The 21,506-nt window shown below is 64.3% G+C and carries 25 protein-coding genes; 10 read left to right on the plus strand and 15 right to left on the minus strand.

The genetic code is table 11. The features are described from left to right. Nucleotides 1–3: 3 nt before the first annotated feature. The 9 genes from LB529_RS27180 to LB529_RS27220 all read right to left on the minus strand — a co-directional run bounded on the left by LB529_RS27180 (nt 4) and on the right by LB529_RS27220 (nt 6,716). Entirely contained in the window at nt 4–420 is a 417-nt protein-coding gene (locus tag LB529_RS27180; RefSeq protein WP_224712807.1) for a PIN domain-containing protein, read from the minus strand. Next, nucleotides 347–643 carry a hypothetical protein gene (locus tag LB529_RS27185; RefSeq protein ID WP_224712808.1) on the minus strand — a complete coding sequence of 99 codons (297 nt, stop codon included), beginning with the start codon at nt 641–643 and terminating at the stop codon, nt 347–349. Before LB529_RS27185 ends, LB529_RS27180 begins: the two co-directional genes overlap by 74 nt. A 77-nt stretch (nt 644–720) precedes the next feature. Further along, nucleotides 721–1,218: a DUF1579 family protein gene (locus tag LB529_RS27190; protein WP_224601864.1), complete on the minus strand. Its 498-nt coding sequence runs from the start codon at nt 1,216–1,218 to the stop codon at nt 721–723. A gap of 3 nt (nt 1,219–1,221) precedes the next feature. After that, nucleotides 1,222–1,593 carry a cupin domain-containing protein gene (locus LB529_RS27195; RefSeq protein ID WP_140846349.1) on the minus strand — a complete coding sequence of 124 codons (372 nt, stop codon included), beginning with the start codon at nt 1,591–1,593 and terminating at the stop codon, nt 1,222–1,224. A 4-nt stretch (nt 1,594–1,597) separates the two neighbouring features. Beyond that, nucleotides 1,598–2,791, minus strand: a complete 1,194-nt coding sequence (gene sucC, locus LB529_RS27200; protein WP_224712809.1) for an ADP-forming succinate--CoA ligase subunit beta — start codon at nt 2,789–2,791, stop codon at nt 1,598–1,600. Nucleotides 2,792–2,818: 27 nt separating this feature from the next. Beyond that, nucleotides 2,819–3,787: a malate dehydrogenase gene (gene mdh / locus LB529_RS27205; RefSeq protein ID WP_095769532.1), complete on the minus strand. Its 969-nt coding sequence runs from the start codon at nt 3,785–3,787 to the stop codon at nt 2,819–2,821. Nucleotides 3,788–4,080: 293 nt separating this feature from the next. Next, nucleotides 4,081–5,277 carry a cell division protein ZapE gene (gene zapE / locus LB529_RS27210; RefSeq protein WP_224712810.1) on the minus strand — a complete coding sequence of 399 codons (1,197 nt, stop codon included), beginning with the start codon at nt 5,275–5,277 and terminating at the stop codon, nt 4,081–4,083. A 264-nt stretch (nt 5,278–5,541) separates the two neighbouring features. Further along, nucleotides 5,542–6,081, minus strand: coding sequence for a protease inhibitor Inh/omp19 family protein (locus LB529_RS27215; protein WP_140846345.1), 540 nt, complete (start codon nt 6,079–6,081; stop codon nt 5,542–5,544). A 197-nt stretch (nt 6,082–6,278) separates the two neighbouring features. After that, complete coding sequence (locus tag LB529_RS27220; RefSeq protein ID WP_224601857.1) at nt 6,279–6,716, minus strand: VOC family protein; 438 nt, start codon at nt 6,714–6,716, stop codon at nt 6,279–6,281. A gap of 127 nt (nt 6,717–6,843) precedes the next feature. Between LB529_RS27220 and LB529_RS27225 the strand changes: the two genes are divergently transcribed. From LB529_RS27225 to LB529_RS27260, 8 genes are all read left to right on the plus strand, one after another. Further along, the gene (locus LB529_RS27225) at nt 6,844–7,881 is read left to right on the plus strand and encodes an MBL fold metallo-hydrolase (protein WP_224712811.1); all 1,038 of its coding nucleotides are present in this window, start codon (nt 6,844–6,846) and stop codon (nt 7,879–7,881) included. Nucleotides 7,882–7,911: 30 nt separating this feature from the next. Continuing rightward, nucleotides 7,912–8,073: a DUF1328 family protein gene (locus tag LB529_RS27230; RefSeq protein WP_031195454.1), complete on the plus strand. Its 162-nt coding sequence runs from the start codon at nt 7,912–7,914 to the stop codon at nt 8,071–8,073. A 181-nt stretch (nt 8,074–8,254) separates the two neighbouring features. After that, nucleotides 8,255–9,139, plus strand: coding sequence for a diaminopimelate epimerase (gene dapF, locus LB529_RS27235; protein ID WP_224549490.1), 885 nt, complete (start codon nt 8,255–8,257; stop codon nt 9,137–9,139). Continuing rightward, complete coding sequence (gene mtaB / locus LB529_RS27240) at nt 9,139–10,467, plus strand: tRNA (N(6)-L-threonylcarbamoyladenosine(37)-C(2))-methylthiotransferase MtaB (RefSeq protein ID WP_224712812.1); 1,329 nt, start codon at nt 9,139–9,141, stop codon at nt 10,465–10,467. The genes dapF and mtaB overlap by 1 nt, the downstream gene beginning before the upstream one ends. Before the next feature lie 14 nt (nt 10,468–10,481). Beyond that, entirely contained in the window at nt 10,482–12,107 is a 1,626-nt protein-coding gene (gene ftsY, locus LB529_RS27245) for a signal recognition particle-docking protein FtsY (RefSeq protein ID WP_224712813.1), read from the plus strand. A 62-nt stretch (nt 12,108–12,169) separates the two neighbouring features. After that, entirely contained in the window at nt 12,170–12,826 is a 657-nt protein-coding gene (locus LB529_RS27250) for a septation protein A (protein ID WP_140846339.1), read from the plus strand. Nucleotides 12,827–12,887: 61 nt separating this feature from the next. Next, the gene (locus tag LB529_RS27255) at nt 12,888–13,508 is read left to right on the plus strand and encodes a pyridoxamine 5'-phosphate oxidase family protein (RefSeq protein ID WP_224712814.1); all 621 of its coding nucleotides are present in this window, start codon (nt 12,888–12,890) and stop codon (nt 13,506–13,508) included. Between the two features lie 37 nt (nt 13,509–13,545). Beyond that, a complete protein-coding gene (locus LB529_RS27260; protein WP_224712815.1) occupies nt 13,546–14,079 on the plus strand; it encodes an NADPH-dependent FMN reductase in 534 nt (177 codons plus the stop codon). Nucleotides 14,080–14,283: 204 nt separating this feature from the next. Here LB529_RS27260 and LB529_RS27265 read toward each other — a convergent pair whose 3' ends face one another. Together LB529_RS27265 and LB529_RS27270 are read right to left on the minus strand one after the other, a co-directional pair. Next, nucleotides 14,284–14,490 (minus strand): tautomerase family protein, encoded by a 207-nt coding sequence (locus tag LB529_RS27265; protein WP_140684309.1) that lies wholly within the window; start codon nt 14,488–14,490, stop codon nt 14,284–14,286. A 28-nt stretch (nt 14,491–14,518) separates the two neighbouring features. Then, entirely contained in the window at nt 14,519–15,439 is a 921-nt protein-coding gene (locus LB529_RS27270; RefSeq protein ID WP_224712816.1) for an SMP-30/gluconolactonase/LRE family protein, read from the minus strand. A gap of 293 nt (nt 15,440–15,732) precedes the next feature. Between LB529_RS27270 and LB529_RS27275 the strand changes: the two genes are divergently transcribed. Beyond that, a complete protein-coding gene (locus LB529_RS27275) occupies nt 15,733–15,897 on the plus strand; it encodes a hypothetical protein (protein WP_224532113.1) in 165 nt (54 codons plus the stop codon). A 196-nt stretch (nt 15,898–16,093) separates the two neighbouring features. Here LB529_RS27275 and LB529_RS27280 read toward each other — a convergent pair whose 3' ends face one another. The 4 genes from LB529_RS27280 to ccmA form a co-directional block, all read right to left on the minus strand. Further along, nucleotides 16,094–16,666 (minus strand): DsbE family thiol:disulfide interchange protein, encoded by a 573-nt coding sequence (locus LB529_RS27280; RefSeq protein ID WP_224712817.1) that lies wholly within the window; start codon nt 16,664–16,666, stop codon nt 16,094–16,096. Beyond that, nucleotides 16,663–16,830, minus strand: coding sequence for a heme exporter protein CcmD (gene ccmD / locus LB529_RS27285; protein ID WP_140700683.1), 168 nt, complete (start codon nt 16,828–16,830; stop codon nt 16,663–16,665). Before ccmD ends, LB529_RS27280 begins: the two co-directional genes overlap by 4 nt. A 117-nt stretch (nt 16,831–16,947) precedes the next feature. Next, nucleotides 16,948–17,613: a heme exporter protein CcmB gene (ccmB, locus tag LB529_RS27290; protein WP_224712818.1), complete on the minus strand. Its 666-nt coding sequence runs from the start codon at nt 17,611–17,613 to the stop codon at nt 16,948–16,950. Nucleotides 17,614–17,806: 193 nt separating this feature from the next. Then, on the minus strand, nt 17,807–18,409 hold the full coding sequence (gene ccmA / locus LB529_RS27295) for a heme ABC exporter ATP-binding protein CcmA (RefSeq protein WP_224712819.1): 603 nt from the start codon (nt 18,407–18,409) through the stop codon (nt 17,807–17,809). A 283-nt stretch (nt 18,410–18,692) separates the two neighbouring features. Here ccmA and acnA point away from each other — a divergent pair, with 283 nt between their 5' ends. Continuing rightward, nucleotides 18,693–21,383, plus strand: a complete 2,691-nt coding sequence (gene acnA / locus LB529_RS27300; protein WP_224712820.1) for an aconitate hydratase AcnA — start codon at nt 18,693–18,695, stop codon at nt 21,381–21,383. Nucleotides 21,384–21,506: the final 123 nt, after the last annotated feature.

A 21,506-nucleotide genomic window follows, 5' to 3' on the forward strand; every position in this document is an offset into this window, starting at 1 on the left:
CGATTACAAGAAAGGATTGACGGCCCGGACCGAGCCATAGACCTGGTTGTGGTTGAGATCCTCGGTGTAGAAAATCGGCGCGCCGGCCCGTTCCGCGGCTGCAAGCAATGCCGCGTCGTAATATTTGAGTTGATAGCGACGCGCGAGATGAAGCCCCGCGATGACATAGGCCTGATCGACCGGGACAAAAGGAAGCGTACCGAGAAAGACCAGCCATTGGTCGACCACAGCATCGGCCGAGACCGACTTCCGCCTTGCCACATTGGCGAACTCTGCCAAGGTCTGGCCAGAGACGCCGAACACGGTCCCGAGGACAAGGCCTTGCGCGATATCGTGGCGGCGAGGATCACTCGTCCTCTCCGAAGCCGCGTACAGGAGGACGTTCGAGTCGAGAAAGCATTCTATCCTCTCGTTCGGCATAGATCTCGTCCCGGTTCCATTTGTATGCAGGGCCTAGATCGAGCGGCGATTCTTTCATCAACCTGCGCATGCCTTCCCGCGCCCAGGCGATCCGGTCTTCCTGCTCGACCTCATGCGCGAGCAGCGTGCGAATAAGGGCATTGAGCGTCGTCTGGCGACGCCCAGCGAGGCTGCGCGCCTTTTCAAGGAGGGCCTCGTCAATGGCCAAGGTGACGTTCTTCATTGTCCGTCTCCACATAAATACACAGGTACAATATGTGTGATTATGTGTGGCCCTTCAACCGTCCTGATCTCCATCGCTCAGCCTTCCTTCATCTCGGAAGGCGGAACGCGCCGGTAGAGGCCGCTCACCATGTCTTGCCATGCATCGCTGCCGGCGGGCTTGAACTGAAGTTTCATGCGGTAGGCGTCAGCGCCGTCAAAGCTGTACGCCATGCGCGCGGCGCCGCGCGGCGACGACCGTTCCAGCATCAGCTCGTTGCCGTTCCACCTGCCGGTAGCCGGCGACATCGGCACGAACCCCATCGAGTCGAACTGATGCATGGTGACGAGGCCGCTCTGCTGGTCGAAGCCGAACACATTATGCGCGCCGAACGAGACGGTGCCGTCGCGGCGCTGGCGATAGCGCTGCACCACGAACAAGCCGCCGAACTCAGCCTCGGCCTGCAGTTCTGACGTTGCCGTGCCGGCATCGGTCCATTGCGTGGCCGCGACCTCTTCCTCGCCGCGCCACGCGCCGACCAGCGCCTGCAGGCGTTGGTGACCGTCAGAGAGGGAAGAGAAGGGTGACGCGTTCATGGCTCAGAGCCGCTTCAGGTCGGTGACGGTGAGGTCACTCCGGGCGTTGCCGGTGTTCAAGGTCGTCGCCGGCTCGAACATCAGCACCACCGGCTCCTTCGTCAGCGAACGCGGCCGGTGCTCGACGCCGCGCGGCACGACGATGAAATCGCCCTCGCCAAGCTCGACCGGCCCGTCGCGGAAATCGATGGCGATCCTGCCGCGCAGCACCAGGAAGGCCTCGTCCTCATTGTCATGCGCATGCCAGTCGAAAACCTCGCCGAACTTGGCGACCTTGGCCTGGGCATCGTTGACGTCGCCGGCGATATGCGGATCGAAGACCTTGGTGATCGTCCGATCTGCCGCCTCGACCAGGTTTATCTTGCGCGGAGGCATCCGCTTAGCCCTTCACCGCCGCCACGATCTTCTTGGCCGCGTCGTCGAGGTCGTCGGCCGAGACGACGTTGAGGCCGCTGTCGTTGATGATCTTCTTGCCGAGCTCGGCGTTGGTGCCTTCCAGGCGCACCACCAGCGGCACCTTGAGGCCCACTTCCTTGACCGCGGCGATCACGCCCTCGGCGATGACGTCGCATTTCATGATGCCGCCGAAGATGTTGATCAGGATGCCTTCGACCGCAGGGTCCTTGGTGATGATCTTGAACGCCGCCGTGACCTTTTCCTTGGAGGCGCCGCCGCCGACGTCGAGGAAGTTAGCCGGCTCAGCACCATAGAGCTTGATGATGTCCGTCGTCGCCATGGCAAGGCCGGCGCCGTTGACCATGCAGCCGATATTGCCGTCGAGCGCGACATAGGCGAGGTCGTATTTCGACGCCTCGATCTCCTTCTCGTCCTCTTCGGTGGTGTCGCGCAATTCCATCACGTCCGGATGGCGGAACAGCGCGTTGTTGTCGAACGACACCTTGGCGTCGAGCACACGCAGATGCCCGTCCTTCATGACGATCAGCGGGTTGACCTCGAGCAGGCTCATGTCCTTCTCGACAAAGGCCTTGTAGAGGATCGGGAACAGCGTGCCGCCGTCCTTCGCCGCATCGCCGTCGAGCTTCAGCGCGGCATTGAGCTTCTTCACGTCGTCGGCGCTCACGCCCTTTTCCGGATCGATGGCAACGGTGACGATCTTTTCCGGCGTGTCGTGCGCGACCGTCTCGATGTCCATGCCGCCCTCGGTCGAGACGACGAAGGCGATGCGGCCGACCGAGCGGTCGACCAGGATCGACAGATAGAGCTCGCGCTCGATGTCGGCGCCGTCCTCGATATAGAGGCGGTTGACCTGCTTGCCGGCAGGTCCCGTCTGCTTGGTGACCAGCGTGTGGCCGAGCATCTCGTTGGCATTGGCGACGACTTCCGCCGCCGACTTCGCCAGCCGCACGCCGCCCTTGGCGTCGGGGCCGAGCTCCTTGAACTTGCCCTTGCCGCGGCCGCCGGCATGGATCTGGCTCTTCACGACATAGAGTGGACCGGGCAGCGCTTCTGCCGCCGCTTCCGCCTCGCCGGCTTTGAACACCGGAACGCCGCTTGCGACCGGCGCGCCAAACGTCTTCAGCAGCGCCTTGGCCTGATACTCATGGATGTTCATGCGCGTGGTCTCCGGGGGAAGGACGTTTTATTTGCCGGCGAGGTGCGGGGCGATCTTGGTGCAGGCCTCGGTGAGGCCCTGCACGGCCGCCACCGAATTGTCGAACATCTTCTGCTCAGCCTTGGAGAGATCGATCTCGATGACGCGCTCGACGCCGCCGGCGCCGATCACCACCGGGACGCCGACATAGGTATTCTTCACGCCATACTGGCCCGAGAGATGCGCGGCGCAGGGCAGCACGCGCTTCTTGTCCTTGAGATAGGATTCGGCCATCGCGATCGCGGAAGCCGCCGGCGCGTAATAGGCCGAGCCGGTCTTCAACAGGCCGACGATTTCGGCGCCGCCATCGCGGGTGCGCTGCACGATCTGGTCGAGCTTCTCCTTTGAGGTCCAGCCCATCTTGACGAGGTCGGGCAGCGGGATGCCCGAGACGGTCGAATAGCGGATCATCGGCACCATGGAATCGCCGTGGCCGCCGAGCACAAAGGCGGTGACGTCCTCGACCGAGACTTTGAACTCTTCGGCCAGGAAATAGCGGAAACGCGCGCTGTCGAGCACACCGGCCATGCCGACGACATGGCTGGTCGGCAGGCCGGAGAACTTCTGCAGCGCCCACACCATGGCGTCGAGCGGGTTGGTGATGCAGATGACGAAGGCCTTCGGCGCATATTTCTTGAGGCCGGCGCCAACCTGTTCCATCACCTTCAGGTTGATGCCAAGAAGGTCGTCGCGGCTCATGCCGGGCTTGCGCGGCACGCCGGCGGTGACGATGCAGACATCCGCGCCCTCGATGCCGGCATAGTCGTTGACGCCGGTCAGCCGGGAATCGAAGCCGTCGACCGGCGAAGACTGCGCGATGTCGAGACCCTTGCCCTGCGGAATGCCCTCGGCGATATCGAACAGCACCACGTCGCCGAGATCCTTGAGGCCGATCATATGGGCGAGCGTGCCGCCGATCATGCCCGAGCCGATGAGCGCTATCTTGTTGCGTGCCATGTGAGGATGTTTTCCTTTGTCTGTGACGAAGTCGTGACGGGCCGGAGGGGCCGAAAGGATGCGGGAAACCGCGAGATTTGGCCGCACCGAATAACTCCGGCGCGCAAGAAATTCAAACGATTATTTTGAGCCTAACGTTTTCAATCGGTTAGATGCACTGGGAATTACGTAAACGTCAAAGTTTATGAGCCGACTGAGGAGAATTTACACAATGAACGTCGAAATCAGAAGGCTTCATCCGGGCGATGACGCGGTTGTGACTTAAGCAGGGCACCGCTGAACGAAATTCAGGCTTACGCCTGCCTCACCTCTGCAGCCGCCACCTCCTTTTTTCGCCGTTCCGCCCAGCCGTCCAGCCAGTCGCGGCTCTGCATCTCGACCAGGCGCGAGGCTGTACGCTCGAATTCGAACACTTCCGTGCCGCGCTTGGCCGTATAAAGCCGTTCGGGCGGCGCCGCCGCGCTCATCACCAGCCGCATGCGGTGGTCGTAGAGCGTGTCGATCAAAAGGATGAAGCGCTTGGCCTCGTTGCGCTTGCCTTCGCCCAGCACCGGCACATGGTCGATGAAAACGGTCGAGAAGCGGCCGGCGATCGCCAGATAGTCGCGCGCGCCGAGCGGCTTTTCGCAGAGGTCGGCAAAGGAAAAGCGCGCCGCGTCGCCGGCGGCGCGCGGCACGACGAGCTGGCGGCCTTTCAGCGTCAGCGTCACCTCGCCGATCGGCTGGCCATGCGTCATCGCCTTCCAGGCCTCGTCGAGCGCGCGCTCGGCTGCGGCGTCGTCCGGCGTGACATAGACCGGCTGGCGGTTGAGCTTTTCCTGCCGGTAATCCTTCTCGGCATTCAGCGTCATCACATGTGCATTGCGCTCGAGCAGCGAGATGAACGGCAGGAAGAGCTGGCGGTTCAGCCCGTCGCGATAAAGGTTCTCCGGCGCTACATTGGAGGTGGCGACCAGCACCACGCCGTTGGCGAACAGCGCCGAGAACAGGCGCGACAGGATCATCGCGTCGGCGATGTCGGTGACGGAGAATTCGTCGAAGCACAGCACCCAGGCTTCATCGGCGAGCGCCCGCGCCACCGGCGGGATCGGGTCGTCTTCCTTGACGTCGCCATTCTTGCGCGCCTGCCGGTGCTTCTGGATACGATCCTGCACATCGGCCATGAAGTCGTTGAAATGCACGCGGCGCTTGCGCCGGACCGGCAACAGCTCGAAGAACATGTCCATCAGCATGGTCTTGCCGCGACCGACGCCGCCATGGATGTAGAGGCCCTTGACCGGCTCGCGCGGCTGACGCTTGGCCGCGAACAGCCAGCCCAGTGCGCTCGATTTATGCGCCAGCCTTTTGGCCGAGATCTCGTCTATCAACCGGTCGAGCGCAGCGACGATCCGCTCCTGCGCCGGGTCGCGCTCGGCCGCGCCGCTTTGGACGAGATGCTCGTAGCGCTGCCTGACGGTGGCGTGGGTCTGGATACCGTCGCGCAGGTGCATGGGTCCGGTCTTTTGCATTCTTTTGCGCGGAACGCCTGAGGAAAGGCCAGGGTGTGTTGAGCTTCAGGTCAGGCCGAGTCGAAAATGGCGGGTTCCAAGAACCGGAGCGGAGCGTACTTGAAGTACGTGAGCACCGGTCTACGCCGGCCATAGCCTTAATTCAACTACCACGCCACTCCTAAGTGCTTCGGCCGGCGAAGGCCGGAAGCGCAGGAAACCGGCATTTGCAGGCCGGCCTCACCTGAACATCAGCACACCCTCGCGTTATCTTGTAAGCGAGATAGGTTGCCCGTTGGAAGTCTGGCCGTCGAACTTTTCGCCGCCGGAGGAATAGAGCCTGGCCAGCGTGCCGCCGTTCTCGTCGTAAAGCGTCAGCTGCTTGCCGGCCACATTCCACGACTTGATGCCGTCGATCGGCGCCGGGCAGTGCAGCGGACCGGCGCGGTAGCCGGCGCCGAACTTGGTCTGCGGCGTCGCCACCTTGCAGCTCTGCCCGGAGACATTGACGTTCCAGACGCCGGCGACGCTGGCCGCGGTGAGATCGGTGGCGCCGGCGGGCGCCGTGCCGTCCGGCGGCAGCGACGCGACCTGAGTGTTCTTCGGAGCGGTCGGAAATTGCGAGGGATCGGCGGCGCCGGGGGAAGCCGGCGGCGGCAGCTGATTCTGCGTCACCGTGCCGGAGGGTGCCGGGGTCAGCGGTGTCGGCTGCTGGTCGTCCATCGACGAGAAGCGCGAAGTCGAGCAGCCGCTCGCAACGAGCGCGGCCAGCGATACGGCCACAAGGCCGGTCCTTGAAAAATGCATTTACCACCTCCGTCGGATCTGGCCGGGGGGAGCCATCCGCGTAATCTCCGCTTCACCAAGACGGCGAAGGTGGCAGAATTTCAACCCGATATGGTTAAAATAGGGTTTTCGAAATGGCTGTTGCAAATTTATCGCAGCGGAGGGCCACAGTCGGGAAGCCGCCGCTGAAAACCTTGTAATCTATTGAAATATCAATATTAAATTCTGGTGCTCGGCACGAACACATAACCATCCGGGCCGACGATGTAGCATTCGCGCAAGCCATGCGGCTTGTCGATCGAGCCGGCCAGCACGATGTGGCCGAGCGCGGCCGCCTTTTTCTCGACCGAGTCCGGATCGGCGCCGTAAAGGCGCAGTTCGATACCGGCCCCGCGAGTCTCGGCGCCTGCGGTGACGCCGATCATCGGATTGTCCAGATAGGAATGATCGGCGTGCAGCATGAAGATCGAGCCCAACAGCTCGATCGCCGCGAAATCCTCGTCGCCATAGATGATCCGGGCGCCAAGCACGTCGCGGCAGAAAGCCTCCATCGCCGTCAGGTCGGTAACCAACAGGTTGATGCCGACTCCAGGCGGCAGCGAGCGGCCGAAATCCTCCGCCTTCATCCACGGTGTCTTGGTTCGCTTCATTACCATGACGATCACCCCTGTCTGCCGATCCTAGACGAGCCCGGCTTCGGCCATTGGCATTCGGCGGCAAAATGCTTGCGCCAGGCCGGCGCGTCCTTATCTCAGGAGACGACACAAGCGGGCGGGAGACAGAATGGCCGCAAGGAAAGGAACCGCCAACCGCTACTACAGCGGGCCGCCCAGCGATCATTTCGACGGCGCCCTGTTCTTCAATCCCGGCGGCAAGCCGCCCGGGAGCTTCACCGATCTTCTCAAATGGCAATTCGGCGGCAGGCGGGCGAAATGGCCGGCTTCGGTTCCGAGCCCGTTTCCCCCGGCGAAGCCGGATAGACGGGTGGAAGGCAGCGCGCTGAGACTCACCATGGTCGGCCATGCTTCGCTTCTCATCCAGACGGCGGGGTTGAATATCCTGACCGACCCGGTCTGGTCGGAGCGCGCCTCGCCTTTCGCCTTCGCCGGGCCGAAGAGGGTCAATGCGCCGGGGATTGCCTTTGCTGACCTGCCGCCGATCGACCTGGTCCTGATCAGCCACAATCACTACGACCATCTCGACCTCGCCACGCTGAAGCGGCTGAGGGAGAGACACGATCCGCTGGTGATCGCGCCGCTCGGCAATGACGCCATCATCGGCCGCGCGGCGCCCGGCATGCGGCTCAGCGTGCATGATTGGGGCGACAGGCTCGATGCCGGCACGGCCGCCATCCATGTCGAACCGGCGCATCACTGGTCGGCGCGCGGCGGGAGCGACCGCCGCATGGCGCTGTGGGCGGGCTTCGTCATCGAGACGATGGCCGGCAATATCTATTTCGCCGGCGACACCGGCTTCCATGACGGCATCAACTACCGGCTGATGGCGCAAAAGCATGGCGGCTTCCGCCTCGCCATCCTGCCGATCGGAGCCTATGAGCCGCACTGGTTCATGGCGCCGCAGCACCAGAATCCGCAGGAGGCCGTTCAGGGCATGAAGCTGTGCAACGCCGCCTTCGCCGCCGGCTGCCACTGGGGCACCTTCCACCTCACGGACGAGCCGGTCGATGAGCCGGCCCGGAAACTGGCCGAGGCTTTGGCCGCCGAAGACCTGCCGCCGGAGCGTTTCCGTGCCATGCGACCGGGAGAGCTGTGGGACGTGCCGGCCATCTACAAAGGAACCCAAACCGGCCAAACGCGTTGATCGGACGACGCAAACCGCTGGAGCTTCCCCATGATCAGGTGGATCATCATCCTTCTCATCATCGCCGCCGCCGCGAGCCTGCTCGGCATGCCGGCTTTGGCAGGCGCGGCCGCTACCGGCGCGCGCATCCTCATCGGCATCGTGCTGATCATCTTCCTGCTGATCGTGCTCGGCGTCTTCGCGGTAACATAAGCGCGACCACTTGGTCGTCGCTGGCGCGACCACTTGGTCGTCGCTGGCGCGACCACTTGGTCGTCGCTGCACGACCGGTCGCTGCGCGGCCTCTTCTTCGTCGCCGCCAGAGCCACGCCGGACTGGTAATTCCCGCCCGTTTCCGCCATATAGCGCCCAACGGATTGGAACGACCGGTTAGATGGCAAGCAGCGCCCCCTTCGCCAAGATGAACGGCATCGGCAACGAGATCATCGTTGCCGATATGCGCGGCCGCGCCGATAAGGTGACGGCGGCGGCCGCGATCGCCCTCAATGGCGACGCGGCGACGAAGTTCGACCAGATCATGGCGATCCACGACGCGAAGACGCCGGGCACGGCCTATTATATCGACATCCTGAACTCCGACGGTACCAGCGCGCAGGCCTGCGGCAACGGCATGCGCTGCGTCGTGCAGGCTTTGGCCGCCGAGACGGGCAACAAGAGCTTCACCTTCGAGACCCGCGCCGGCGTCCTGAATGCGCAGGAGCATGCGGACGGTCTTATTTCGGTCGACATGGGCAAGCCGCGTTTCGGCTGGCAGGAGATCCCGCTGGCGGAAGAATTCCGCGACACCCGCATGATCGAGCTGCAGATCGGGCCGATCGACGCCCCGGTGCTGCATTCGCCCTCGGCGGTGTCGATGGGCAACCCGCACGCGATCTTCTGGGTCGACAACGACGTCTGGTCTTATGAGCTGGACCGCTTCGGCCCGCTGCTTGAGAATCATCCGATCTTCCCCGAGCGCGCCAACATCACCATTGCCCAGGTGACTTCGCCCGAAACCATGATCATCCGTACCTGGGAGCGCGGCGCCGGCCTCACCAAGGCCTGCGGCTCGGCGGCTTGCGCCGCCGCGGTCGCGGCGGCCCGCACCAGGCGCACCGGCCGCAGCGTCTCGCTGCTCGCGCCCGGCGGCGGCGAGCTCAATGTCGAATGGCGCGACGACGATCACGTCATCCTGACAGGTGCCGCCGAATGGGAATTTTCCGGCAGCTTCGATCCCTCGACCGGCGCCTGGGCCCGCGACACCGAAAGCGCCGCCTGATGTCCGCCCTTCAAAAAGGCGTGGTATCCCAAGCCTCCACCACGACAGGTATCGACGTCGTCACCTTCGGCTGCCGGCTGAACACCTATGAATCCGAAGTGATGCGCCGCGAGGCCGAAAGCGCCGGCCTGGGCGAGCTCAATGGCGGCGCCTTCATCTTCAACACCTGCGCCGTCACCGCCGAAGCGGTGCGCCAGGCCAAGCAGGCGATCCGCAAGGCCCGCCGCGAGAACCCTTCAGCCCGCATCATCGTCACCGGCTGCGCGGCCCAGACCGAGCCGCAGAATTTCGCCGCAATGGACGAGGTGGACCTGGTGCTCGGCAATGAGGAGAAGCTCAAGGCCAACTCCTACCGCGCGCTGCCCGATTTCGGCGTCAACGACACCGAGAAGGCGCGCGTCAACGACATTTTTTCGGTGCGCGAGACGGCAAGCCACATGGTCGACGCCATCGAGGGCCGCGCGCGCGCCTTCGTGCAGGTGCAGAATGGCTGCGACCATCGCTGCACCTTCTGCATCATCCCTTACGGCCGCGGCAACTCGCGCTCCGTGCCGATGGGCGCGGTGGTCGAGCAGGTCAAGCGCCTCGCCGGCAACGGCTATGCCGAGATCGTGCTGACCGGCGTCGACATGACCAGCTTCGGCGCCGACCTGCCGGGCGCGCCAAAGCTGGGAAAGCTGGTGAAGACGATCCTGCGCCAGGTGCCCGACGTGAAGCGGCTAAGATTGTCCTCCATCGATTCCATCGAGGCCGACGACGACCTGCTTGACGCCATCGCCACTGAACAGAGGCTGATGCCGCATCTGCATCTGTCGCTGCAATCGGGCGACGACATGATCCTGAAGCGCATGAAGCGCCGGCATTTGCGCGACCAGTCGATCCGCTTCTGCGAGGATGTGCGCAAGCTGCGTCCCGGCATCGTCTTCGGCGCCGACATCATCGCCGGCTTTCCGACCGAGACCGAGGCGATGTTCGAGAATTCGGAGAAAATCGTCGAGGAATGCGGCCTGACGCATCTCCACGTCTTTCCGTTCTCGCCACGCGAAAGCACGCCGGCCGCGCGCATGCCGCAGGTCCGCCGTGAAGTGGTGAAGGCGCGCGCCGCCAGGCTGCGCGCCGCCGGCGAGGCCGCCTATCGCCATCATTTGTCGTCGCTCTCCGGCACACGGCAATCGATCCTGGTCGAGCGCGACGGGCTCGGCCGCACCGAAGGTTTTACGCTGGCCGCGATCGACGCCGGCGCGCCCGGCGAGATCGTCGATGCCATGGTCGCCGGCCATGACGGCACCCGGGTGATTGCGGCCCCGCTTGCCGCGCAAGCCGCCTGAGAACTGCGAGACGTATGGCTGGTTTCTTCAAGAAGATATTTTCGTTCGGCAGGAAAGAGGTCGTCGAGGAGCGCGTCGACGAAGCGCTGCCGCCGATCAAGTGGGACGCGCTGGACGCGCTGAAGCCGGAGACTGGGCCTCAACAGGTTCCCGAAGAGCCGAAGCCCGAGCCTGCTCCATCCATCCCGCCGGTGCCAGAGCCCACCATTCCCGCCGAGCCGGAACCGCTGCCGCAGCCTGAGCCGGAAGAAGAGCCGCAGCCGGCGCCCGAGAAGCCGGAGCCGCCGGCCCCCGAGGAAGTGCCGCCGGCAAAACCCGAGCCTCAACCTGCGCCGACGCCCGAACCTGCTCCGCAGGAAGTGCCCGCACCTGCGCCGACGCAACCTGACATCGAGCCTTCGCGTCCAGAACCGCTGCCTGAGCAGCCACCGGTCGAAGTGCCGACGCCGCCTGCCGAAGTCCCGGTCGAAACGCCAGTGCCCATCGAGGTGCCACCAGCGGCGCCGCCCTCTGTGGAACCATCCGCCGAAGCCGTAGCGGAAATCGCGCCTCCTATTCGACAGCCCGCGCCCGTCGAGCTGCAGCCGATCCATGCCGAGGTCGCACCGGAGCCGGAGGCTTTGCCGTCGCCGCCGACACCCGCGCCCTCTGCCGGCAAGGTAACGGTCTCAAAAAAGGTCGAGCAGAAGGCCGAGCCGGTGAAGGCGCCGGAGCCGGCGCCGCGGCGCTCCTGGTTCCAGCGCATGCGCGAAGGGCTTGCCCGCTCATCGCGCGAGCTTACCGGCAACATCGCCGGCGTCTTCACCAAGCGCAAATTGGACGAGGACACGCTGCAGGACCTGGAGGACGTGCTGATCCGCGCCGATCTTGGCCTGGAAACCGCGCTGCGCGTCACCGATTCGCTTGCCTCCAGCCGCTACGGCCGCGACGTCTCCGACGTCGAAGTCCGCGCCGTGATGGCGGCGGAGGTGGAGAAGGTGCTGGCGCCGGTCGCCAGGCCGCTCGAGCTCGACCTCAGCCACAAGCCGCATGTCGTCCTGGTCGTCGGCGTCAACGGCACCGGCAAGACCACCACCATCGGCAAGCTGGCCGCCAAGCTCACCGATGGCGGCCTCAAGGTGATGCTGGCCGCCGGCGACACGTTCCGCGCCGCCGCGATCGAGCAGCTCAAGATCTGGGGCGAGCGCACGAAATCGCCGGTCATCGCCTCCAAGCTCGGCGCCGATGCGGCGGGCCTCGCCTATGACGCCTTCGAGAAGGCGAAGGAGGCCGGCTCCGACGTGCTGATCATCGACACGGCCGGGCGCCTGCAGAACAAGACCGAGTTGATGGCCGAGCTGGAGAAGATCGTGCGCGTGCTGGGCAAGCTCGATCCCGAAGCGCCGCACACGGTGCTGCAGACGGTCGATGCCACCACCGGCCAGAACGCGCTGAACCAGGTCGAGATCTTCCGCAACGTCGCCGGCGTCAACGGCCTGGTGATGACCAAGCTGGACGGCACGGCGCGCGGCGGTATTCTGGTGGCGATCGCCGCCAAGCACCGGCTGCCGGTCTATTTCATCGGCGTCGGCGAGCAGGTCGACGACCTTGAACCCTTTTCCGCCAGCGAGTTCGCGAGAGCCATCGCCGGCGTGGCTTGAACAAGGCGCGATCCTGCAAGGCCGCCTGCTTTTCGGCCAGATCGTGCGTAAGAAGGACTTTTATGAACATCATCGAGCGCGACCCGTCCGATCCACGCCGCAAGCCGGTCAACCCCGGCTTGAAGTTCCTGCTCGAGCTTGGCCCTGGCCTGGTGTTCTTCTTCACCACCATTCGCGGCGAGTGGCTGGCCGAGAAATTCCCGGTGCTCGCCCATCTCGGCGAGCCGATCCTGATCGCCACCGCCTTCTTCATGGTCGCGACGGCGCTCTCGCTCGGCGTCTCCTGGCTGCTCACGCGCAGCCTGCCGCTGATGCCGCTGGTCTCGGCGATCGTCGTCTTCGTCTTCGGCGCGCTGGCGCTTTACCTGCAGGACAAGACCTTCGCCTTCATGAAGCCGACGATCATCAATTCGCTGTTCGGCGTCACGTTGCTCGGCGGGCTGCTGTTCGGCCGCTCGCTGCTCGGCTACGTCTTCGATTCCGCCTTCCAGCTCGATGCCGAGGGCTGGCGCAAGCTGACCTTCCGCTGGGGCCTGTTCTTCCTGTTCCTCGCCGTGCTCAATGAGGTCGTGTGGCGCAACTTTTCCGAGGCGACCTGGCTTTATTTTAAGGTCTGGGGCACGATCCCGATCACTTTGCTGTTCACCTTCAGCCAGATGCCGCTGATCATGCGCCACTCGCTGGAGGAAAAAGCCAAGGAAGAGAAGGCCGGGAATTAAAGCAATTCCAGGAAAGAGTGCAGCGGTTTCCGTCCGGAATTGCGCCAGAATGAGGGGCAGCATGGAATTCCTCACCACGCATGACGAGCTGAGGACGATCTACAAGACGCCCCGGCCGACCGACGGCTCTATCCGCAAGGAGCTCAAAGTCCTCGACGGCCATTGCCGATCCTTCATCGGCAAGAGCCCCTTCGTGCTGATCGGCTCCTCCGACGGCGCCGGCAATGCCGACGTGACGCCGAAAGGCGACAAGCCCGGCTTCACCGCCATCCTCGACAACGCCACCATCGCCATCCCCGACCGTCCAGGCAATAACCGGCTGGACACGCTGGATAACATCATCCGCAACCCATCGGTCGGACTGCTCTTCCTCATTCCCGGCATGAACGAGACGCTACGCGTCAATGGCGACGCCCGCATCACTGTCGACCCGACCTTGCGCGAACGGCTGGCCGTCGACGGCAAGGAGCCGCAGAGCGTGATCCTGGTGACGGTCAAGGCCGCCTATATGCACTGCGCCAAGGCCTTCATGCGCTCCGATCTGTGGAAGCCGGAGACCTGGTACGACCGCGCGACCCTGCCGACCCTCGGCCAGATCATCCGCGACCAGCTGGCGCTCAGCGAAAGCGCCGGCGAGATCGACCGCGAGCTGGACGACGATTACCGCCAGACCATGTGGTAGGCTTGCCGGACGACTCAACCCTTCGTCCGGCTCTCCCTTGATCGAGATCATCGCCATATCGGGCAGCCTGCGCGCCGCCTCGACCAACTCGGCCCTGGTTGCCGCATTGGCCACCAATGCCCCCGCGGCCTGCCGTGTCCAGGTCTATGATGGCCTCGGCCGCTTGCCGATCTTCAACCCCGACGACGAGGGCGAGCGCACGCCGCCCGAAGCGGCTCAGTTGATCGAGATGATCACCCGCGCCGACGGCGTCATCGTCTCCTGCCCGGAATATGCGCATGGCGTGCCGGGCGGCATGAAGAATGCGCTCGACTGGCTGGTCTCGCGCGACGCCGCCGTCGGCAAGCCGGCGATGCTGGTCCACGCCTCGCCCCGCTCGCTCTATGCGCGGGCAGCGCTTGCCGAGATCATGCGGACGATGTCCTTCGCGATGGATGAGGAGAGGACGTTGGAGATCGCGCTGCTGGGCAAGAAGCCGGCGGAGGTGGAGGCGATCCTCAGCGAGGATGCGAACCGGGAGGCGATGCGCGGTGCGGTGCGGGATTTTGTGGAATTTATACGCGGGCGGTGAGTGGCGCCGCTTTCCCTTCTCCCCTTGTGGGAGAAGGTGGATCGGCGCGCAGCGCCGAGACGGATGAGGGGTGTTCCAGCGGAGTGAGGCGCTGGTGTCTTCTGCTTCGATCTGGGAACTATTGACGTATCGCCAAGCTGGAACACCCCTCATCCGACCTCGCTTCGCGAGGCCACCTTCTCCCACAAGGGGAGAAGGAGGAAGCTACCCCTTCCGCCGCGTCTCGACATCGGTCTTGCCGACATACCAGTCGCGGGCATTGACCTCCTCGAACACCACCCAGACGTCGTCGTTGCCGAGCCCGGTGGCGTCCATGATGGCCGCAGTCACCTTCTTGGCGATGTCAGCCTTCTTGCCGGCCGGATCGGCGGCGATCACTTCCTTGACGATGCGGATGTTGACGAACGGCATTTTTCTCTCCCGCTGATATGCCTCGCTGTCAGTACGTCTTGGCCCCGTTCACCATGAGCCGCACCATGTAGAGCGAGGTGGTGCCGGCGATGTAGAGGCAGTTGAGTTTGTTGCCGCCGAACACGCAGTTGGCGGTCACCTCCGGCACCTTCACTTTGCCGATCAGCGTGCCGTCGGGGTCGTAGCAATGGATGCCGTCGGCGGCACTTGTCCAGATGCGTCCGTCCGCGTCGAGCCGGAAGCCGTCGAACAGGCCGGCGGTGCAGTCGGCGAACACCTTGCCGCCGGAAACCTTCTTGCCGTGCTTGCCGACATTGAAGACGCGCATATGCGCCGGATTCTTCTCGCCATGCGTGCGGCCGGTGTCGACGACATAGAGCAGGCTTTCGTCGAGCGAGAAGGCGAGCCCGTTCGGCCGCACCATGTCGGTGATAACCGCCTCGACATCGCCGGTCTCGGGATCGACGCGATAGACATTGCAGGCGCCGATCTCGCTTTCGGCCTTGTCGCCCTCATAGTCGGTGTCGATGCCGTAGCTCGGATCGGTGAACCAGATCGAGCCGTCGGAGCGCACCACCACGTCGTTGGGCGAGTTCAGCCGCTTGCCTTTCCATTTGTCGGCGATGGTAGTGACCGAGCCGTCGAACTGCGTCCGGCTGACGCGGCGGCCGGAATGCTCGCAGGTCACAAGCCGGCCCTGCCGGTCGACCGTGTTGCCGTTGGAATTGCCGGACGGCTGGCGGAACACGCTGACGCTCCCGTCGGTCTCGTCATAGCGCAACATGCGGTTGTTCGGGATGTCGGACCAGACGACATAGCGGCCGGCGGCGAACCAGGCCGGTCCTTCCGCCCAGCGGCAGCCGGTGAACAGCTTCTCCACCTGTGCGTTGCCGTTGAACAGGCGCGCGAAGCGCGGATCGAGAACTTCGTAATAGTCTGCGGCCGCCATCAATTTCCTCCCAGCATCACGTGACGCGCGGATCAAGCCAGCCCGCAGCCGTTCTGGCAAGACGGCACGCCAGCAATTTGTATGACAAAACGGATGAGAACTGCGTGAAGCGGACCGGTCTTGTATGCCACGCTGGACGCATGGCCCGTTAGCTTGCGGTTAACCGGCTATGCGCTGGTTGCAATGGTGCATTGCAACATCTTTCTTTTGCAACGCACCATTCCTATGTCATGCTCGCAATCGTCAGGGAGGAACAACCGGCCGCGCCAATGCGGCATGAAAGGAACCCTGTCATGTTCGACAATCTTGTCTCCCGCGCCCGCGCCAGCATCGCCAAGCGCCGTCACTACAACCGCCTCGTCGCCGAAATCGAGAACCTGTCCAGCCGCGATCTCGCCGATCTGCGCGCCGACCGTTCGGAAATGCTCTACCAGATCCACAAGCAGATCTACGGCTGAGCTTCGACGCTTTCGTCATCCTCGGGCTTGACCCGAGGATCCATGCCGTGACCTTCGAGCGCCGCAGCGGTGCAGGCACGCGCGCCCACAAGCGCCAGTCGAAGCGACGCAGCGCAGACCCTAGAATCCATTCCGTTACGTTGATCGTAGAACCCCGCGGTCAAGAACCCTAGAATGACGACGGACGGGAGGCGCCTCAGCCCGGCGCCGACAGCGCTTTCTCGATCTGCGGCAGCAGCAGGTCCCGCGCCGACTCCGGCGTCAGCGGCCCGACATGCTTGTAGGCGATTTTGCCGTCCTTGCCAATAACGAAGGTTTCCGGCACGCCGTAGACGCCCCAGTCGATCGCCGCGCGTCCGGCCGGATCGACGCCGATCGCCTGATACGGATTGCCGAGCTCGCCAAGGAAGCGGCGGGCGTTTTCCGGCTGGTCCTTGTAGTTCAGCGCGGCGAGCGTGAAGCGCTTGTCCTGCGACAGGCCCAGCAGCACCGGATGCTCCTCGCGGCACGGCGCGCACCAGGACGCGAACACGTTGACCAGCGTCACCTTGCCGGTAAAGTCTTTTGACGCGAGTCCCGGCAGGCTCTTCCCTTCGAGCGGCGGCAAGTCGGTCTGCGGCGCCGGCAGGCCGATCAGCGCCGAGGGGATTTCCGAGGTGTCGCGGCCCGAGAGAAGTTGCGACAGGAACAGCCCCGCCAACCCCAGGAACACCAAGAGCGGCAGAAGCACAAACAGGCGGCGGTGCGGCGCTTCGGTTTCGAGGCTCACGGCTTGACGGCCTTGTCGGAACGCCGCCGCACCCCGGCCGCTTCAAGTGCCGCAAGCTCACGCCTGCGCGCCCGCTGGTCGAGCAGGATCCAGCCGATCAGTCCGGCCAGCACAACGGCGGTGATGGCATAGGCGGCAGTGACGAACAGGGCGTGCGCGCTCATAGCGACCGCTCCCTGCTCGTAGCCATGTCAACCGTTCCGATCATGTCTTTCCATAACCCCGCGTCGGCCGGTCCGCAATTTGCCGCGGTGCCGCAGTGAGGCAACGTCTTCGTCGCCTCAATCCGTCCCGTGCCGCAACGCCAGCGCTGCCGCCAGTGGACCGAGCACCGCAAGAAACAGCGTCAGCGCGGCAAGAATGAGGAAAGGCTGCAGGAACGGCGCCGGAGCGGCCACCGCGCCATAGCTTGCCGAAACGCCGAAGATCAGCACCGGAATGGTCAAAGGCAGCACCAGCACCGAAATAAGCAATCCGCCGCGCGGCAGCGCCACCGCCACCGCGGCGCCTGCCGCGCCGATGAAGGTGATGGCCGGCGTGCCGACGAGAAGCGTGAGCGCCGTGGCGCCGATGCCCAGCGGCGCCATATTCATGAACAGGCCGAGCAGAGGTGCCGCGACCACCAGCGGCAGCACGCTGCCCGTCCAGTGCGCCAGGCATTTCGTCAGCACCGTCAGCGCCAGCATATGGCGGTCGCCGTTCAGCACCAGGAGATCCAGCGAGCCGTCCTCACGGTCGGCCTGGAAGAGGCGGTCGAGCCCGAGCAGGCAGGCAAGCAGGGCGGCGATCCACAGGATGGCCGGGCCGATGCGCGACAGGAGGTTGAGATCGGGACCGACGCCGAACGGGATGGTGACGATGACGGCGAGGAAAAAAATCACGCCGATCAGTGCCCCGCCGCCGGCACGGATGGAAAGGCGCATGTCGCGGAGGAAGAGGGCTAGCATGATTTGAGATGCCCGCGCCCAGGCCCCCCTCTCTGGCCTGCCGGCCATCTCCCCCTCAAGGGGGGAGATTGGATGTCGCCTCGGCTTTCGCCAATCTCCAGCGTAGCAAGGCAAATGGGGCGCCTGAGCTGCTGATCTCCCCCCTTGAGGGGGAGATGCCCGGCAGGGCAGAGGGGGGTGCCTCGCGCCGACATCAATCGCCCATCCTCAACACCTTCGCCCCTTCCAGCCCCAGCGGCAGATGCGTCGCCGCAACCACGATCCCCCCATCGTCAAGATGGCCCCGCATCAGCCCCGCGAACCGTTCCTCCGAAGCTTTGTCCAACCCCGCCGTCGGCTCGTCCAAGAGCCAGACGGGCCGACGGCTGACCAAAAGCTTGGCGATCGACGCGCGTCGCCTCTGCCCCGTCGATAGATAGCCGAAGGGCAGATGCCCGAGACCGCCGAGCGCCACCGTCTCCAGCGCCTCTTCGACGTCCAGCCCCGGCTCGCCCTGGAAGGCGCACCAGAAGCCGAGATTCTCCTGGACGCTGAGCGCCGTCTTCATTGCGTTGAGATGGCCGAGATAATGCGAAGCCGAGGCGACCGTCGGGAAAGCCTCGCCGCCGCCCTCGACAAGCACCTTGCCTCCGGCGGCCGGCAGCAGCCCGGCGACGATTCTCAGCAGCGTCGATTTGCCCGCGCCGTTCGGCCCGGTGACGATGAGCGCCTCGCCTTTTTCCAGCGCGAAGCCGATATTGGAGAAAACCGTCTCGCCGCCGCGCTCGCCGCCCAGATTTTCGGCGATCAGCCGCATTCTTGCCCGTCCCGAAAGCACCGTTTCGCGGCGCTTGCCGCCTCACGCAAATTCGTCTTTCGACTGTCTAGAACTATTCCGGGAAATTCTCTATATGCGGTTCATCCGTGCCAGCGGTCGGCGCGGGATCAGAATTAGCGCCGAACCAGCGCACGCGCCGCCTTGAACGGCTCGGGTTGCTTGGGAGCGGACAGCGGAAATGGCCGTACCCGCACCTTTGCGCGTGATTGCATGCCAACGGCGTCCGTTCCCTTTCAGGCTGAACAGACAAGGACGGATCGCCGTGACGAAATCCCTCGACAGTTTCAATTGCCGCCGCACCCTGACCGCAGGTGGCGCGGACTATGTTTATTTCGACCTCGTTGAGGCCGAGAAGAACGGCCTCACCGGCATCGCCCGGCTGCCTTATTCGATGAAGGTGCTGCTGGAGAACCTGCTGCGCAACGAGGATGGCCGCTCGGTTACCAGGGAATCAATCCAGGCGGTCGCCGCCTGGCTGACCGACAAGGGCACCGCCGGCGTCGAGATCGCCTATCGCCCGGCCCGCGTGCTGATGCAGGATTTCACCGGCGTTCCGGCCGTCGTCGACCTCGCCGCCATGCGCGACGGCATCAAGGCGCTCGGCGGCGACCCGGAAAAGATCAATCCACTGGTGCCGGTCGATCTCGTCATCGACCACTCCGTCATCGTCGACGAGTTCGGCACGCCGATGGCCTTCGCGCGCAATGTCGAGCTCGAATATGAGCGCAACGAAGAGCGATACAGATTCCTCAAATGGGGCCAGCAGGCCTTCCGCAATTTCCGGGTCGTGCCGCCCGGCACCGGCATCTGCCACCAGGTCAACCTCGAATATCTCGGCCAGGTCGTGTGGACCAATTCGGAGGACGGCGAAACCGTCGCCTATCCCGACACCTGCGTCGGCACCGATTCGCACACCACCATGATCAACGGTCTCGGCGTGTTGGGCTGGGGCGTCGGCGGCATCGAGGCCGAGGCCGCGATGCTCGGCCAGCCGGTCTCCATGCTTTTGCCCGAGGTCATCGGCTTCCGCCTCACCGGCAGGCTCAAGGAAGGCGTCACCGCCACCGACCTGGTGCTCACCGTCACCCAGATGCTGCGCAAGAAGGGCGTCGTCGGCAAGTTCGTCGAGTTCTTCGGCCCCGGCCTTTCCAACATGACGCTGGCCGATCGGGCCACCATCGGCAACATGGCGCCGGAATATGGGGCGACCTGCGGCTTCTTCCCGGTCGATTCGGAGACCATCCGCTATCTGACCATGTCCGGCCGCGACGAGAACCGCATCGCGCTGGTCGAAGCCTATTCCAAGGCGCAAGGCATGTGGCGCGACGTCGGCTCGGCCGATCCGATCTTCACCGACCTGCTCGAGCTCGACCTCGGCGACGTCGTGCCGTCGATGGCCGGCCCGAAGCGCCCGGAAGGCCGCGTCGCCCTGCAGGACATCCCCGCCGGCTTCGCCAAGGCGATGGAGACCGAATACAAGAAGGCCGCCGAGATTTCCAAGCGCTACGCCGTCGAAGGCACCGATCACGATCTTGGCCATGGCGACGTCGTCATCGCAGCCATCACCTCCTGCACCAACACCTCTAACCCGAGCGTGCTGATCGGCGCAGGCCTCTTGGCCCGCAACGCCAACCGCCGCGGCCTGAAGCAGAAGCCGTGGGTGAAAACCTCGCTCGCTCCCGGCAGCCAGGTGGTGGCCGAATATCTCGAAAAGTCCGGCCTGCAGAAGGAGCTTGACCAGATCGGCTTCAACCTGGTCGGCTTCGGCTGCACCACCTGCATCGGCAATTCCGGCCCGCTGCCGGCGCCGATCTCGAAGACCATCAACGACAAGGGCCTGATCGCCGCGGCCGTGCTTTCCGGCAACCGCAACTTCGAAGGCCGCGTCTCTCCGGACGTGCAGGCGAACTACCTCGCTTCGCCGCCGCTCGTGGTCGCGCATGCGCTGGCCGGCACGGTGACCAGGGATCTGACGACCGAGCCGCTCGGCGAGGGCAGCGACGGCAGGCCGGTCTATCTCAAGGACATCTGGCCGACATCGTCCGAGATCCAGGAGTTCATCGAGAAGAACGTCACCCGCGAGCTGTTCGCCCGCAAATATGCCGACGTCTTCAAGGGCGACGCCTATTGGCAGAAGGTCAAGGTACCGGAAGGCCAGACTTACGCCTGGGACGACCACTCGACCTATGTGCAGAACCCGCCCTATTTCGCCGGCATGGGCCGCGCCTTCGGCAAGATCGGCGACATCAAGGGCGCGCGGGTGCTCGGTCTCTTCGGTGACAAGATCACCACCGACCACATCTCGCCGGCCGGTTCGATCAAGGCCGCTTCGCCGGCCGGCAAGTATCTCACCGAGCATGGCGTCGGCGTCGCCGACTTCAACCAGTACGGCACGCGGCGCGGCAATCATGAGGTGATGATGCGCGGCACCTTCGCCAACATCCGCATCCGCAACCACATGCTGGGCGAGAACGGCCGCGAAGGCGGCTACACGATCCACTATCCTTCGAAGGAGGAGATGTCGATCTACGACGCCGCCATGAAATACAAGCAGGAAGGCGTGCCGCTGGTGATCTTCGCCGGCGTCGAATACGGCAACGGCTCCTCGCGCGACTGGGCGGCCAAGGGAACGAATCTCCTTGGTGTCCGCGCCGTCATCGCCCAGTCCTTCGAGCGCATCCACCGCTCCAATCTGGTCGGCATGGGCGTCATCCCCTTTGTCTTCGAGGACGGCACCTCATGGGCCTCGCTCAATTTGAAGGGCGACGAGCTGGTCGAGATCGACGGCCTGGACACGATCAAGCCGCGCCAGAAGATGGTCGCCAAGGTGACCTTCGGCGACGGCACGGTGAAGAACGTGCCGATCGTCTGCCGCATCGATACGCTGGACGAGCTCGACTACTTCAAGAATGGCGGCATCTTGCAGTACGTGCTGCGGGATCTCGCTGCTTAACAGCAGCAAGGGAGTAGGGCTTAGGCAGTAGGCAGTAGGGAAACAGGACACCTACTGCCTACTGCCTACTGCCTACTGCCTACTGCCTACTGCCTACTGCCTACTGCCTACTGCCTACTGCCT

This window comes from Mesorhizobium sp. CA5, assembly GCF_020165105.1.
In the GTDB taxonomy this organism is placed as follows: domain Bacteria; phylum Pseudomonadota; class Alphaproteobacteria; order Rhizobiales; family Rhizobiaceae; genus Mesorhizobium.

What these genes read in the sequence shown, in the direction of transcription:
- LB529_RS27255 (WP_224712814.1), top strand. Translation starts at nt 12,888, where the DNA reads ATGGAATTCCTCACCACGCATGACGAGCTGAGGACGATCTACAAGACG.
- sucC (WP_224712809.1), bottom strand. Translation starts at nt 2,791, where the DNA reads ATGAACATCCATGAGTATCAGGCCAAGGCGCTGCTGAAGACGTTTGGC.
- LB529_RS27225 (WP_224712811.1), top strand. Translation starts at nt 6,844, where the DNA reads ATGGCCGCAAGGAAAGGAACCGCCAACCGCTACTACAGCGGGCCGCCC.
- ccmB (WP_224712818.1), bottom strand. Translation starts at nt 17,613, where the DNA reads ATGCTAGCCCTCTTCCTCCGCGACATGCGCCTTTCCATCCGTGCCGGC.
- LB529_RS27220 (WP_224601857.1), bottom strand. Translation starts at nt 6,716, where the DNA reads ATGGTAATGAAGCGAACCAAGACACCGTGGATGAAGGCGGAGGATTTC.
- dapF (WP_224549490.1), top strand. Translation starts at nt 8,255, where the DNA reads ATGGCAAGCAGCGCCCCCTTCGCCAAGATGAACGGCATCGGCAACGAG.
- ccmA (WP_224712819.1), bottom strand. Translation starts at nt 18,409, where the DNA reads ATGCGGCTGATCGCCGAAAATCTGGGCGGCGAGCGCGGCGGCGAGACG.
- LB529_RS27185 (WP_224712808.1), bottom strand. Translation starts at nt 643, where the DNA reads ATGAAGAACGTCACCTTGGCCATTGACGAGGCCCTCCTTGAAAAGGCG.
- LB529_RS27180 (WP_224712807.1), bottom strand. Translation starts at nt 420, where the DNA reads ATGCCGAACGAGAGGATAGAATGCTTTCTCGACTCGAACGTCCTCCTG.
- ccmD (WP_140700683.1), bottom strand. Translation starts at nt 16,830, where the DNA reads ATGAGCGCGCACGCCCTGTTCGTCACTGCCGCCTATGCCATCACCGCC.
- LB529_RS27275 (WP_224532113.1), top strand. Translation starts at nt 15,733, where the DNA reads ATGTTCGACAATCTTGTCTCCCGCGCCCGCGCCAGCATCGCCAAGCGC.
- LB529_RS27190 (WP_224601864.1), bottom strand. Translation starts at nt 1,218, where the DNA reads ATGAACGCGTCACCCTTCTCTTCCCTCTCTGACGGTCACCAACGCCTG.
- LB529_RS27195 (WP_140846349.1), bottom strand. Translation starts at nt 1,593, where the DNA reads ATGCCTCCGCGCAAGATAAACCTGGTCGAGGCGGCAGATCGGACGATC.
- LB529_RS27265 (WP_140684309.1), bottom strand. Translation starts at nt 14,490, where the DNA reads ATGCCGTTCGTCAACATCCGCATCGTCAAGGAAGTGATCGCCGCCGAT.
- LB529_RS27230 (WP_031195454.1), top strand. Translation starts at nt 7,912, where the DNA reads ATGATCAGGTGGATCATCATCCTTCTCATCATCGCCGCCGCCGCGAGC.
- LB529_RS27270 (WP_224712816.1), bottom strand. Translation starts at nt 15,439, where the DNA reads ATGGCGGCCGCAGACTATTACGAAGTTCTCGATCCGCGCTTCGCGCGC.
- mtaB (WP_224712812.1), top strand. Translation starts at nt 9,139, where the DNA reads ATGTCCGCCCTTCAAAAAGGCGTGGTATCCCAAGCCTCCACCACGACA.
- LB529_RS27215 (WP_140846345.1), bottom strand. Translation starts at nt 6,081, where the DNA reads ATGCATTTTTCAAGGACCGGCCTTGTGGCCGTATCGCTGGCCGCGCTC.
- ftsY (WP_224712813.1), top strand. Translation starts at nt 10,482, where the DNA reads ATGGCTGGTTTCTTCAAGAAGATATTTTCGTTCGGCAGGAAAGAGGTC.
- LB529_RS27250 (WP_140846339.1), top strand. Translation starts at nt 12,170, where the DNA reads ATGAACATCATCGAGCGCGACCCGTCCGATCCACGCCGCAAGCCGGTC.
- zapE (WP_224712810.1), bottom strand. Translation starts at nt 5,277, where the DNA reads ATGCACCTGCGCGACGGTATCCAGACCCACGCCACCGTCAGGCAGCGC.
- mdh (WP_095769532.1), bottom strand. Translation starts at nt 3,787, where the DNA reads ATGGCACGCAACAAGATAGCGCTCATCGGCTCGGGCATGATCGGCGGC.